Source organism: Streptomyces sp. NPDC057287 (genome assembly GCF_042667905.1).
Lineage (GTDB): Bacteria > Actinomycetota > Actinomycetes > Streptomycetales > Streptomycetaceae > Streptomyces.
Window position 1 is genome coordinate 211,221 of record NZ_JBHUYV010000008.1, and the last position, 12,102, is coordinate 223,322.

At 70.6% G+C, this 12,102-nt stretch carries 14 protein-coding genes and 1 tRNA gene; 3 read left to right on the forward strand and 12 right to left on the reverse strand.

All coding sequences use genetic code 11. From position 1 onward, the window contains the following. The first annotated feature begins 24 nt into the window (after window positions 1–24). Window positions 25–708: a bifunctional DNA primase/polymerase gene (locus ACFUNE_RS17900; protein WP_383568272.1), complete on the forward strand. Its 684-nt coding sequence runs from the start codon at window positions 25–27 to the stop codon at window positions 706–708. Between the two features lie 642 nt (window positions 709–1,350). On the opposite strand, the gene ACFUNE_RS17905 is transcribed toward ACFUNE_RS17900, so the two are convergent. The 3 genes from ACFUNE_RS17905 to ACFUNE_RS17915 all read right to left on the reverse strand — a co-directional run bounded on the left by ACFUNE_RS17905 (window position 1,351) and on the right by ACFUNE_RS17915 (window position 4,017). Continuing rightward, window positions 1,351–2,316, reverse strand: coding sequence for a DUF5926 family protein (locus ACFUNE_RS17905; RefSeq protein WP_383568275.1), 966 nt, complete (start codon window positions 2,314–2,316; stop codon window positions 1,351–1,353). 127 nt (window positions 2,317–2,443) lie between these two features. Then, a complete protein-coding gene (locus ACFUNE_RS17910) occupies window positions 2,444–3,049 on the reverse strand; it encodes an ATP-binding protein (RefSeq protein ID WP_383568278.1) in 606 nt (201 codons plus the stop codon). Between the two features lie 140 nt (window positions 3,050–3,189). Continuing rightward, window positions 3,190–4,017 (reverse strand): glycerophosphodiester phosphodiesterase, encoded by an 828-nt coding sequence (locus tag ACFUNE_RS17915; RefSeq protein ID WP_383568281.1) that lies wholly within the window; start codon window positions 4,015–4,017, stop codon window positions 3,190–3,192. A gap of 197 nt (window positions 4,018–4,214) precedes the next feature. Here ACFUNE_RS17915 and ACFUNE_RS17920 point away from each other — a divergent pair, with 197 nt between their 5' ends. Together ACFUNE_RS17920 and ACFUNE_RS17925 are read left to right on the forward strand one after the other, a co-directional pair. Then, entirely contained in the window at window positions 4,215–5,696 is a 1,482-nt protein-coding gene (locus ACFUNE_RS17920) for a S1C family serine protease (RefSeq protein WP_383568284.1), read from the forward strand. Window positions 5,697–5,755: 59 nt separating this feature from the next. Then, window positions 5,756–5,840: transfer RNA gene (locus ACFUNE_RS17925), tRNA-Ser, on the forward strand. Window positions 5,841–5,981: 141 nt separating this feature from the next. On the opposite strand, the gene ACFUNE_RS17930 is transcribed toward ACFUNE_RS17925, so the two are convergent. From ACFUNE_RS17930 to ACFUNE_RS17970, 9 genes are all read right to left on the reverse strand, one after another. Beyond that, window positions 5,982–7,448, reverse strand: coding sequence for a tyrosine-type recombinase/integrase (locus ACFUNE_RS17930; protein ID WP_383568287.1), 1,467 nt, complete (start codon window positions 7,446–7,448; stop codon window positions 5,982–5,984). Next, window positions 7,449–7,634 carry a helix-turn-helix domain-containing protein gene (locus ACFUNE_RS17935; protein ID WP_362035950.1) on the reverse strand — a complete coding sequence of 62 codons (186 nt, stop codon included), beginning with the start codon at window positions 7,632–7,634 and terminating at the stop codon, window positions 7,449–7,451. Between the two features lie 169 nt (window positions 7,635–7,803). Further along, entirely contained in the window at window positions 7,804–9,063 is a 1,260-nt protein-coding gene (locus tag ACFUNE_RS17940) for a DUF3631 domain-containing protein (protein ID WP_383568290.1), read from the reverse strand. Then, window positions 9,060–9,401: a hypothetical protein gene (locus tag ACFUNE_RS17945; protein WP_383568293.1), complete on the reverse strand. Its 342-nt coding sequence runs from the start codon at window positions 9,399–9,401 to the stop codon at window positions 9,060–9,062. Before ACFUNE_RS17945 ends, ACFUNE_RS17940 begins: the two co-directional genes overlap by 4 nt. Further along, entirely contained in the window at window positions 9,398–10,312 is a 915-nt protein-coding gene (locus tag ACFUNE_RS17950; RefSeq protein ID WP_383568296.1) for a bifunctional DNA primase/polymerase, read from the reverse strand. Before ACFUNE_RS17950 ends, ACFUNE_RS17945 begins: the two co-directional genes overlap by 4 nt. A gap of 97 nt (window positions 10,313–10,409) precedes the next feature. Then, window positions 10,410–11,048, reverse strand: coding sequence for an XF1762 family protein (locus ACFUNE_RS17955; protein ID WP_383568299.1), 639 nt, complete (start codon window positions 11,046–11,048; stop codon window positions 10,410–10,412). A 12-nt stretch (window positions 11,049–11,060) separates the two neighbouring features. Further along, window positions 11,061–11,234 carry a hypothetical protein gene (locus tag ACFUNE_RS17960; protein WP_383568302.1) on the reverse strand — a complete coding sequence of 58 codons (174 nt, stop codon included), beginning with the start codon at window positions 11,232–11,234 and terminating at the stop codon, window positions 11,061–11,063. 5 nt (window positions 11,235–11,239) lie between these two features. Further along, a complete protein-coding gene (locus ACFUNE_RS17965; protein WP_383568305.1) occupies window positions 11,240–11,803 on the reverse strand; it encodes a hypothetical protein in 564 nt (187 codons plus the stop codon). Between the two features lie 21 nt (window positions 11,804–11,824). Continuing rightward, complete coding sequence (locus tag ACFUNE_RS17970) at window positions 11,825–12,019, reverse strand: hypothetical protein (protein WP_383568307.1); 195 nt, start codon at window positions 12,017–12,019, stop codon at window positions 11,825–11,827. Window positions 12,020–12,102 lie beyond the last annotated feature (83 nt).

Below are 12,102 nucleotides of genomic sequence, written 5' to 3' on the forward strand. Positions count from 1 at the left end.
TTCAACGGAAAGGAACGAGCGCTCATGCGCGAGATCCTCGGAAGGCGACGCAGGCACCGGCCCCGGCGCAAGGGAAGTTCCGCCCAGCTCGACGCGGCACTGATCTGTGCGACCGTCCGGAAGTGGCCCGTGCTCCCCGGAGCAGGGCTGGCGACGGGAGCCGTACGCGGCGAACGCGGCCGCGGCTGCGCCTGTCCCGACCCCGAGTGCGCCGTACCCGGCGCACATCCCTTCGATCCCGGTCTCCTCGCGGCGACCACCGACGCACGCATGGTGCGCTGGTGGTGGACCAACCGGCCCACCGCACCCGTCCTCCTCGCCACCGGCGGCCAGGCGCCCTGCGCGCTGAGCCTCCCGGCCGTGGCCGGGGCGCGGGCGCTGACCGCGCTCGACGCCATGGGGCTGCGGCTCGGTCCCGTGGTGGCGACCCCCACCAGGTGGTCGCTGATGGTCGCCCCCTACACCCTGGAGCGGCTCGGCGAACTGCTGCACGCCAAGGACCGGGTTCCCAGCTCCCTGCGGTTCCACGGGGAGGGCGGCTACCTCGTCCTGCCTCCGTCCGAGGTGGGTACGGGGCAGGTGCGCTGGGAGCGCGCGCCGGAGACCGGGAGCGCCGTGCCGTGGCTCCCGGATGTGGAATCGGTCCTGGACGCGCTCGTCGAGGCGAGCAACGGGGCTCCGGACGGCGGCAGCCGCCTCGCCTACTGAGCGGGCGCGGCGGTGCGGTGACGCGGGAACGGCGGGCGGCTCACTCGTTCAGGGGTGTGGGGCCGCCCGGTTTCCGCGTGGACGGGCGGGCGGTGTGCCGAGCGGGCGCAATTCCCGCCCGGTATATCCGGTGGCCGCAGGCTTTCTGACGGCCCTTTCCGCAGATTGCGGAAACGGTGCACGCGGTGCTGCCGGTGTGAATGTTTCCCGGGTGCCGCGCGCCATTCCGTCCGACCGCCGGGCATCCTGGATTTTCTGTCCGAAAGCGAACGCCCCGCAGGGCCGGAGGCCCGGTGCGGGCGCTGCTCAGGAGCGGAACGGAAAGGTCCCGCACATCGGGAGCTGCCGGGGTGGGGACCTGGGGCGGACGGATGCGGGAGGGCGGGAGGCAGGGTGCGTGCCTGCCGGTCGCCGCAGGTCGCCGAGGAGCTGCATGCTCCGGCGTGCGCCCCGGCCCTCCGGGCCCGGAAACGAGGACGTCCGGCCGCTGGCGACGGGGGATGCACCAGCGACCGGACTTCCAGAACCGTAACAAGAGATCTGCCGTGAGCAAATTCGATCTCGCCTATTCGGACAGCTATTTACCGACGGGTACGGCGAGTTGTGACGGGGGTCACCATCGCGCCCCGGCTCTCGTCACTGTCAGCTGAGCGTCACTTGGCGGTTGGTGAGCCCGCCGCGCGCCCTGCGCTCCTCGGCCGTGAGCGGAGCATCTGATCCGAGGGCCTCGGAGAGCCGCTCCGCGAACTGCGCCGCGGGCTTCTCGCACTCCTCGGCACCCATCGCGCTCGGCAGGTCCCAGACCGGGACCATCAGCCCGTGGGCGCGGAACGAGCCCACCAGGCGGGTCCCTTCGCCGAGCGAGGAGACGCCCGCCGCGTGCAGCCGGGCGAGGGCGTCGAGGAGCTGCTCCTCGGGGTGCGGCATGACCCACCGCAGGTGGTTCTTCTCAGGCGTCTCGCACCAGTAGGCGGCATCCACGCCGGAGAGCCGGGTGGTGGGGATGGCCGCCGCGTTGGCGCGCTCCAGGGAGGCGGACACCTCCGCCGTCGCGCTCGAAGCGTCCGGGACCCAGAACTCGAAGCCGGAGTGCACGACCGGCTCGAACGCGGCGGCGGGGTCGAGGACGTCCTGGAGCCGCGGGCCGTCGGCGGGCACCCGGCGGGCGGTGACCGGCGAACCGGGCTCCGCCTCCAGCGCGCGCTGGAGAGTGTCCGCGAGATCGCGGCTGAGGTCTCCGGACGAGGTGTCGTTCTGGAGGGCGAGCAGGACGGAGCCGTCGTCACGGCGCAGCGCCGGCCAGGCCATCGGCAGCACGGTCGCGAGCGACACGGACGGCACGCCCTCGGGGAGGCCGCCCTTCAGCGTCAGCTCGACGGTGGCGGCGGGGACCAGCTCGCGCAGGGCGATCCAGTCGCACTCGCCGGAGATTCCCTCGAAGGGGCGCTGGACCAGCTCGGTCACGGCGTGGGCGGCGGCGCGTCCGTGACACGCCTTGTAACGGCGGCCCGAACCGCACGGGCAGGGCTCGCGGGCCCCTACGACCGGGATTTCACCGTCCTTGAGCTGCGGCTTCCCGGCCTTGGACTGAGGGCGCTTCTTGGCCATGGTGGGCGTTCTCCCGATTGCGACAGTGCGGTCTCGGGCGCGAGCCTAGCCGTCCCTGTCACTGCCCGGGCACACCTGTCGCGGCACCCTCGCGGCCCGCCCCGCGGTGCCGCGCCCCGTACCGTTCTCAGCCCGCGTCGTCGAAGGCGTCGAGAGCAGCGGCGAGCTCCAGTCCGTCGAGCGAACCGAAGCCACCCAGTCCGTGCAGCCGGTCCAGCCCCGTCAGCCCGGACCGGTCGCGGCGTGCCGGCATCCCGCGGGACGCGGACGCCGTCGCGAAACCGCTGTGACCGTGATCCGTGGAGACCAGCGCCCAGACGGTGACCTCGCCGGCCGTGTCGTCCCGTACGCCCCACTTCTGGGCGAGGGCGCTGATGATGTTGAGCCCGCGCCCGCCGCGCGCGGTGACCGACGGGGTGGCCGGGACCGGCCTGGTCGGTCCGCCGCCGTCCGTGACCTCGACGGTCAGGTCCCCTTCTCCGTCCACGCGCCACGCGGCGCGGATGTCGCCGTCACCCACCTCGGAGTGCTGCCCCAGCGGCCTTCCGTGCCGACAGGCATTGCTGAGGAGTTCGGAAAGGATCAGTACAGCGTCGTCGACCACGGTGTCCGAGACCCCGTTGCTGCGCAGTTGCTCGCGCATACGGTGCCGCGCCTGCCCCACGCCCGCAGGGCCATGGGGTACAGCCATGCTCGACGACGTCGGCACTTCCTGTGCCACCACAAACGCCACCCCCGAGACCTCCTTTGTCCCACGCCACGGATTGGATGCCCTCCTGGACTGCGCCGGAAACCGGCCAAAGCCCTGTCAGTGATGCACTCGTAACGATCGATTGCGGAGTGAATGCGCCGGTGCACCCCCGGTAACTGATGTTAAGAGCGGCCAAGTTGTGACAGAACCTGTTTGGGACGGTTCGTGATGATTGCTTCCACCCCGAGGCGCACGCAGAGCTCGACGTCCTCCGGCTCGTTCACGGTCCACACGTGCACCCGGTGCCCCGCCCGGTGCAACCGCTCGATGTACCCGGGGTGATTGCGTACGATCCGCATCCCCGGGCCGGCGATGCGGGCCCCGGCGGGCAGCCGTCCGTCGCGCAGCCTCGGTGAGACGAACTGCATCAGGAAGACGGTGGGCAGGGTGGGGGCCGCGGCCCTGACGCGGTACAGGGAGCGCGCGGAGAAACTCATCACGCGTACCGGAGACGGCCCGTCCGCCGGCGGGGCGTCCAGGCCGAAGCGCTTGAGCAGCTGGAACAACCGCTCCTCGACCTGGCCGGCCCAGCGCGTGGGGTGCTTGGTCTCGATGGCCAGCTGGAGCGGCCGGCCGGCCGCCCGGACGTCGTGGGCGAGCTCGAGCAGGCGTTCTAGCGTGAGTACGGACGTGAGCTCGCCGGGCACCGGATCCCAGTCCGGGGACTCCTCGTGGTCCTTCCAGGATCCGAAGTCGAGGGCGGCGAGATCGGCCAGTTCCAGTGCGGAGACGGCGCCCCTGCCGTTCGACGTGCGGTTCACCCTGCGGTCGTGCACGCAGACGAGCTGTCCGTCCGCCGTGAGGCGAACATCGCACTCCAGGGCGTCGGCGCCGTCCTCGACGGCCTTCCGGTACGCGGCCAGGGTGTGCTCGGGGGCGTCGTCCGAGGCTCCGCGGTGGGCGATGACCTGGATGGGAGGCTGTTCGGAGGGTAGGCGTGCGTGGGTCACCGCGACATCGTGTCACCGGGACGCGTCGGGTGCTGACACCTTGTCGTGTAGGACCGTTTTGCCTGATGTAAAGATTGGTGTGCGGATGCACAGGTCCTGCTTACAGTGGCCTGACGTGCTGTGGGAAAAGCTGACTGCAGACACGTGCACAGCGGATCTCTTGCCGAATGCCGAGTGGAACCGAGGAGTAAAGAGCTGTGAGCACCGAGAACGAGGGCAACGAGGGCACCGCGGTTCCGTCCGTACCGCCCGCACCTCCCGTGCCGGCTGCCGCTCCTGAGGGCATCCCGCAGGGAGGCCCGCCCGCGCCGGAGGCCCCGCCTGCCGCACCCGCGGACGCGCCGACGGCCCGGATTCCGGGCGCCACGCACCAGGACGGGACCGACCCGTACGCCGCCGGGCACGAGCAGCACCCGTATGCGCCGCCGTCGCCGCAGCAGCCTCCGGCAGACTCGGCCGCCTGGCCGCCGCCCCCTCCCACCGTCCCCTCGTACGCCGACGGCGGCAGCCCCCCGGTCTGGGGAGCCCCGGTGCCCTCGGAGCCCGAGCCCCCGCGCAAGCGCCGCGCGAGCGGCCTGGTCGCCGCCGTGGCGGTGGCAGCCCTGGTCGCGGGCGGCGTCGGCGGAGCCCTCGGCTACTGGGCCGCGGACAGCAACGACTCCAGCTCCTCCGGGTCGACCACCGTCGCCGCCTCCAACAGCCCCAAGGACTTCAAGCGCGAGGCGGGCACGGTCGCGGGCGTCGCGGCCGGCGCGCTGCCCAGCGTGGTCACGATCGACGCGCAGTCCGGCGACGGTGAGGGCGGCACGGGCACCGGCTTCGTGTACGACAAGGAGGGCCACATCCTCACGAACAACCACGTGGTGGCCTCCGCGGCTGACAGCGGCCAGCTGACGGCGACGTTCTCCAACGGCAAGAAGTACGACGCCGAGGTGGTCGGCCGGGCGCAGGGTTACGACGTGGCCGTGCTGAAGCTGAAGAACGCCCCGGACGGACTGACCCCGCTGGCCCTGGGCGACTCCGACAAGGTCGCGGTGGGCGACTCGACCATCGCGATCGGAGCGCCCTTCGGCCTCTCCAACACGGTCACCACGGGCATCATCAGCGCGAAGAACCGGCCGGTCGCCTCCGGTGACGGGTCCAGCAACAAGAACTCGTACATGAGTGCCCTGCAGACCGACGCCTCGATCAACCCGGGCAACTCGGGCGGCCCGCTCCTGGACGCCGGCGGCGCGGTCATCGGCATCAACTCCGCCATCCAGTCCACCAGCGGTGGCGGTGTCGGCCAGTCCCAGGCCGGCTCGATCGGCCTCGGCTTCGCCATCCCGGTCAACCAGGCGAAGAACGTCGCCGAACAGCTGATCAAGACGGGCCAGCCCGTCTACCCGGTGATCGGCGCGACGGTGACGATGGAGGAGAAGACCGGCGGCGCCGTCATCTCGGACGAGGGCGCGGGCGGCACCCCCGCCGTCACTCCGAACGGCCCCGCGGCCGAGGCGGGGCTGAAGGCCGGTGACGTGATCACCAAGTTCAACGACACGGCGGTCGAGAGCGGCCCGACGCTGATCGGCGAGATCTGGACCCACAAGCCGGGCGACAAGGTCACGCTGACCTACAAGCGCGACGGGAAGACGGCGACGGCCGAACTCACCCTGGGCGAGCGCAAGGGCGACAGCTGACCGGCTAGGCTGTCCCACGCATCGAGCCGGTCCGGCCACCGGGCCCGGCTACGAAGCGGGGTGGGTTGCCCGAGCGGCCTAAGGGAACGGTCTTGAAAACCGTCGTGGCGCGAGTCACCGTGGGTTCAAATCCCACACCCACCGCAGCAGGTCAGAGAAGTAGCAGGTCAGAGGGCGGGTCTCCGGTACGGAGGCCCGCCCTCTGCGTTCACCTTGTCTCACCCCGTGCCCCTGATTCCCGATGCTGACCAGGGCGTGTGGGCCATGCGCGGGCCAGGATCGGTCCTACTCCTCGGCGCGAAGCCCCAGCTCAACGAGCCGGTTGGCCGCTGCCGATCCGCCCTTGAGGAGCTTGGCGTAGAACCGGTAGAGCACTGCGAGGCTGTGGCCGGCGCGGGAGGCGGCCTCCACCGGATCCATGCCGGACTTGATCCACAGCGAGATCGCGGCGTGCCGCAGTGCGTAGGGGACGTCCGCGAGCGGGGTACGCAGCTCCTGTTCGCTGAGCACGGTCTTGCGGGCCTTGCTCCAGACCTCGGAGTACTCGTTAGACGTGAGGCGACCGCCACGTGCCGCCCGGAACAACCTGCCGTCCGGGGCGACACCGAAGCGCTCGATATGGGAGCGGACCATGCGGACGTAGACCGGCGGTACAGGGACGGCGCGTACGGCCTTCCGCGCCCGGTGCTTCAGGCCGCGTTCGTCGTGAGACTTCCCGCTGTCGGTCCAGCCGCCCCCAACCTCGGGATGACTCTCCGACACCAGCACTTCCCCCCACGCCTCCGGCTCGGTCTCCGGGGGCAGGACGAAATCCGACTCCCGCAGCGCCACGGCCTCACCCGGGCGCGTCGCCACGTAGTAGACGGCCCCGTAGAACGCCTCCAGATGTTCGCCACGGTCGCTCTGCTCCGCCACGGAGGCGAGCAGCGCCCGAGCGAGCCGAGGACCGGGCACCCAACGGAAGTCGACTTCGTCTGAGGTCTTAGGAGCCGCCCAGTCCACCGACAGGAACGGGTGACGAGTGAGGAGCGCTCGCTCCTCCACCGCGTACCGGAAGGCGTTGCTCAGCACCATGCGCTTCCGGTTCGCGGTGTTCTCCGCCGCAGGCTTCCCGTTCAGAAGCCTGGAAAGGGCCGTCAGCGCCGCGCGGACATGCTCCGGCTTCGCTGCTTCGTCCACCCGCATTGAGTGCCGCCCCACCCACTCCAGCGCCCTCCGGATGTCGTCAGGGGGCTCTTCGGCCTCGCCCCGCGAGATGAGCTGACCCTTCGGGCCGTCCACGGCTCGGAATGCCCACTGGTAGAGGGCATTCCGGAGCACTCGGGCATCAGGGCGGGTGCCGCCGGTGCTGGCGGTAAACACAGGCGTTACGACCGCCAGGGATTCCGCGATGCTCGCCCGGTGTTTCGCTGCCGCCCCCGGCCACTTCATCAAGGCGTACGCCCTGGCATGCTCGATCCATGTCGGCATCGCGAGGGCGGCAAGCTCCTTTTCTGGAAGCCCGGTCTCCTCGTCGAATTGCTGCCCCGCCCGTAGAGCGGCCATGAGCTGCGAGCGGCGGCCGTCTGCCTGCGGTTTGAGTGGGAAGCTCTTCGAGTGCCCCTCGGCTCCGACGCGCCAGCGGACTTCCCAGGGCTTCGGCCGGCCTTTGCGCTGCCGGATGGACCAGATGACGACTTCGAAGGTGAGCATGTCTCTCCATGAAGAGAGGGCCCGCCTTGGCGGGCCCTCTCGGATCTCGTCGGTGCGCACTCAGGCGGCTTCCTCGTACCTGGCGAGCCAGGCGTCAAGGTCGGCGCGGCGTACGCGCACCTGGTGGTTGGGGAGCTTGATGAGCTTGGGGGCGAGGCCTCGGGCACGCAGGCGATAGAAGGCGGCGCGGCTCATGTTGAGTTCGGCGAGGACATCGGGGAGCTTGAGCATCTGAGGGCGGGCCATGGTGCTACTCCTCTTCGAGAGGGTGTCGCTTCTTCGCTCTGGGGGATCCGCAACATCCGCCACGCCGCAACATTGCAGGTCAGCGGCCTGAATCTGTGGCGGATGCCGTTTCTGTTGCGGATAGGTGCCGCCGCGCGCGGGCGCGGCGGCATGTATCGGGCGGGTGGTGTCAGACCACGCTGCGGAGGGTGGGTGTGGCGGATTCGGCGAACATGTGGCGGGTCCCGGAGGGGTTTTCCGCCACAGATTCACCCGCGTTGACCTGCGGTGTTGCGGATGTTGCGGATGTTGCGGATTCCTGGGGGGTGGGGCGGCAGTAGCGGTTCCACGCGTCGGTGAGGTCTTCGGCGTAGTAGCCCTTGGGGGTGGTGCTGCCTACCCGGATGCCCTTGGGCTTGATCGGGGTGTTGTCGGGCCGCACGTACTGGCTCAGGAGCTTGGAGAGCCGTCGGGCGGTGAGCGGCTTGATGGCCTGTCCGTCCTCGCTGAGGTCGTCCCAGGGCGCGTCGTCGAGGGAGAGGAGGACTTCGAGGATGGCGGCGGTGGGCATCTTGTCGACGCCGCAGAACACCTTGTCGCGCAGGTCGGTCAGCAGTCGCACCCCGAGGGAGGCTTCGTCGTTGCTGGCCGCGGACTTGATGAGCTCGATGCACGCCGCGCGGGCCCGGGTCGGCCAGTGCCCTCCGGCCGCGTCCGCGACCGCGAGGAGCGGTTCCCACACGTCCGCCGGCCGGTCGGTGACGCCCTCGGGCATGTCGGGCCAGGCTTCGGCGACCTGGTCGTGGAGGGTGGCGGTCCAGTCGGCGAGCCGGTCCCGGAGGATGTGGCCTTGCTTCTCGTGGACGCGGCGCCGGTAGGGCTCGCACTTCTCGTTGGGGGCCTTCTTCCGCATGCGGATGATGACTGACCTGGTCAGGATCGTGTCGGGCAGGGAGCCGAGTCCGGCCATGGCGACCGCGCAGAACGAGGGGAAGAACGCTGCCTTCTGCTCGGATCCGTCGCCGACGCAGCGCAGGGACTTGGCGCCGCGCCGGTAGCCGGAGTTGAGGAAGCCGCGGACTTCCTCGTTGCCGCCGGCCTTGGGGCCGAAAACGGTGTCGATCTCGTCGAAGAGGAGGGTGGGTGTTCCCTCGTCTGCGGAGACGAGTCGGAACAGGGCGTTCGCGGAGGCGTTCACGGTCGTTGCCGCGCGGGGGGTGAGGGTTTCGATGATCTCCAGGGCTCGTGACTTCCCGGAGCCGGGTTCGGGGCTGAGGAAGGCGATGCGGGCGGTGCCGTCGAGGGCGTCCATCAGGTGGGCGTGTGCGTCCCACAGGGCTACGGCGACGTAGGCGTGTTCGGTGGGGAACACGTTGAACCGGCGGTGGAAGGCTTCCACCTCGTCGAGGAGGGCGGCGCCGTCGATGGGTGGGGTGGGCGTCGCGGTCATGCGGCGGTCCTCCTGGTCTGGGTAGTGGTGTGGGGGCATTTGCCGACGGTGGCGCGGGTGTTCAGTTCGAGGACGGCTCGGCGGCCCCGGGCGCGTTCGTGGTGGCCGCAGGCGCACAGCCAGTCCGCTTCGGGGACTTCGCCGTAGTCGAGGCCTCGCACGTGGAGACCGGGCTGAATGCCGGACACGGTGCCCGTGTGCAGGTCAGGACGAACAGCAGTGGGGACGCCTTCGGCGACGACTTTCGGCGCCTCATCGCTCATGTGGGCCGGGCTGGTTCGGCGAGGCTGGCGCGGGTTGGGCAGGCTTTTCAGGAGGGGGTCGGGCCGGGTGGTCATGCTGTCTCCGGTCGTGGCCGGCAGGTGCGGATGGACCAGTCCAGGGCGCTGGCGATGGTGGCGCGGCACTCGGCCGGAGCGAGCCCCGCGGTCTCGCCCGCCTCCTGAAAAGCCGCTTCGACGACGTGGCGGGGAAGGTCTCCCCACGCCACGAACCGGCCCACGGCCCGTACGGACGCGAGCAGGGTGGCGTTCCGCCGGCCTTCCAGCGCGGCCCTGACGGTCTCCCGCTCGCGCTGGAAGGCGGTTTCGGCGTACCTGTGGACCCGCAGAGGCGCGGGAGCAGCACCGGGTGCCGGGGTGGACGGTTTCGGATGTGCGGGCATAAGGGTCTGCCGGAGCCATCCGGGCAGGGGGTTGATGAGGGCGGGGCCGTCGACGGCATAGCGGTGACCGTTGATGATGCTGCCGGTGGCGACGACGTATCCGCCCCAAGCCCTGGTGTCGACGAGGGGTGCGAGGGTTCCGGCGGTGTTGTGGAGGCGGGCGGCGGCGGGGGCGGAGAAGTACAGGTGTTGGCCGCCGCTCGCGGTCCGGATCGTGCGGGTGCGGGGCACCGGGTGTCCGGCGCGCTCGCAGAGCGCCGTGAAGGTCGTCACGCCGCAAGGCGTGTCCGTGCTGCTGTTGGGCTTGGGCCTGTCGAGGTCGATGATGACAAGCCCGGATGGGCCGGTGGCCAGGCCGATGTTCCATGCTCCGGTGGACCAGGCGGCGCGGATGCGGTCGGGGTCGGTGGTGGCGCGCTGCTCCCACTTCAGGTGGCCGGTGGTGCAGGGGCCGGTGCGGGGGCAGGCGCTCTCGCCGTGGAGGGCGGGGCGCTTGGCTCCGGGGTGGAGCGGGAAGACGTGCCAGCCGCGTTCGGCGGCTTGTAAGGCTGCGGACAGCAGCGCGGACGGGGCGTGATGGGTCATGCTGGAGTTCTCCAGTTCTCGTGAGTGAGCTGCTGGACGAGGGCGGCCCCGGATCATTGGCGTGAGACAGGGGCCGCCCTTTCAGGTCCAGTGGCTTTCAGGTGGGCTTGTTGTGGCGCGCGCGGTGTGCGCGGACACGGCAAGCGGGCGAGCAAAACAGGGCGGGCCGACCGCGTGAGGCGTGCGCAAGGGCATTACCGCAGTCGTTGGCTGCGCAGGTGTTTTCGTTTCGCATTGCGTTACGCAGTTCGGCCAGAGGCAGGGCGGGTGCCGTGCTCCGTGACTGCTCCCAGAGGCAGCGACCTACACCGTCCGTGCCGCGGTCTGATCGGGGCCGGGACGGGGTGTCCCACCCCGTTCGAGGCCGTAGGACCGCTGTCCGGCGCCACCCGGCCGCGCGGAGACTTGTGCCGGGTTCGCCGTGCTGGGTATAGGTGATCAGCCGGTGATACCCGGCAGCTGACACCGTCTTCCACGCAGCTGCGTAGAGGGCAGAGCAGGCGTTGGGGGTGCCGTCAGTGGCCACGCGGGTGACTTCCAAGGTGAAGCCGTCCCACAGGGCGCGCGCGACGGGTCGCCCCGCGGTCGCGACTCCGACTACTTGGCCGCCCGGAGTTGTAACACCCCATCCGAACTTCCAGCCCTGTGGACGGCTGTGGTGGCGGTGCAACCTGTCGATCACCGTGCACGCCTCATCGAATGACAGCGGAACAATGAACAGACGGGATTGAGGCATGGCTACCTCCTGTCAGTTGTGGAAGCGGCTGGATGTGGGGTGTTGGTCGCACCAGTCCTCGGCGCACACCTTGTGGACCGGTTCGCGGTCGTGGGAGCGCATGGGGGTGGGTTTGCCGCAGAGCGCGCACGGCAGGTTCCGGGAGGCGTCGAAGTGGCGGGCGTCGCGCCAGTCCAGGAGCGGCACGGCTGTCAGCCGTTGAAGCGGTTGCGCTTGAAGACGGCTTTCTTGATGTTCACCGTCGTCCCGGCCGACCCGGCTCCGCGGTTGCTGGGTCGGCCGGCCAGGAGCAGGGCGGCCAGGACGGCGAGGACTGCGATGGACATGGCGGCCTGGCCGAGTGCGGCGAGGATGTCGTCGATGGCGGCGAGGCCGGGGGCGGCGGCGCCGATGCCGTATCCGGCGAGCGCGATGAACCCGCCGGAGGACAGGGCCAGTGCCCCGTACTGCCACACCCACCCCGGCACTCCGGCCGAGGGAGCCTGCGGGGCGGGTGCCGTGGGGCCGGTGAAGGCGGCGGGCGCCGGCGCCGGGTGGGCGGCCGGGGTGGTGATGCCGGTGCGGGCTTCCTCTTCGCGGCGGATCAGGGACCAGACGCGGGCCATGTACAGCTCGTCGGAGAGCAGTTCGCGCGCCTCGGCCGGATCGATCGGCGTACGCGCGGCCACGGGCTGCGGGACCGCGGGGGCCGGGGTGATCGCGGTCTCGGTGGGGTGGGTCCAGTTGGTGGGGACGAAGTCGGAGTTGATGGTCATGGCGGGGCTCCTTCGAACGGGTCAGGCGGTGATCTGAGCGAGGAGGGAGGCGAGGCTGCGGATGGCGGAGTTGATGGTGGGCGCGATGCCGGTGGATGCGGCGAAGAAGCCGAGCAGGGCGGCGGCGAGCGCGGGGCCGATGCGGAGGTAGCCGGTGCGCAGCATGATGGCGACGATGATCAGGAGGAGGACGACAGCGGAGACGGTCACGGCCATGGGGCACCCTCGGGTCGAGTTTCGGTGACTGACTGTGGCGGTGCGGGCGGTGTCGTGTGGGACTCCCACGCCCCCAGCAGGAG

Bases quoted from the DNA above. Each gene is read 5' to 3' on its own strand.
- ACFUNE_RS17900 (WP_383568272.1), top strand. From the start codon at position 25: ATGCGCGAGATCCTCGGAAGGCGACGCAGGCACCGGCCCCGGCGCAAG.
- ACFUNE_RS17905 (WP_383568275.1), bottom strand. From the start codon at position 2,316: ATGGCCAAGAAGCGCCCTCAGTCCAAGGCCGGGAAGCCGCAGCTCAAG.
- ACFUNE_RS17935 (WP_362035950.1), bottom strand. From the start codon at position 7,634: ATGGCCCGCCCTCAGATGCTCAAGCTCCCCGATGTCCTCGCCGAACTC.
- ACFUNE_RS17940 (WP_383568290.1), bottom strand. From the start codon at position 9,063: ATGACCGCGACGCCCACCCCACCCATCGACGGCGCCGCCCTCCTCGAC.
- ACFUNE_RS17945 (WP_383568293.1), bottom strand. From the start codon at position 9,401: ATGACCACCCGGCCCGACCCCCTCCTGAAAAGCCTGCCCAACCCGCGC.
- ACFUNE_RS17950 (WP_383568296.1), bottom strand. From the start codon at position 10,312: ATGACCCATCACGCCCCGTCCGCGCTGCTGTCCGCAGCCTTACAAGCC.
- ACFUNE_RS17955 (WP_383568299.1), bottom strand. From the start codon at position 11,048: ATGCCTCAATCCCGTCTGTTCATTGTTCCGCTGTCATTCGATGAGGCG.
- ACFUNE_RS17965 (WP_383568305.1), bottom strand. From the start codon at position 11,803: ATGACCATCAACTCCGACTTCGTCCCCACCAACTGGACCCACCCCACC.
- ACFUNE_RS17970 (WP_383568307.1), bottom strand. From the start codon at position 12,019: ATGGCCGTGACCGTCTCCGCTGTCGTCCTCCTCCTGATCATCGTCGCC.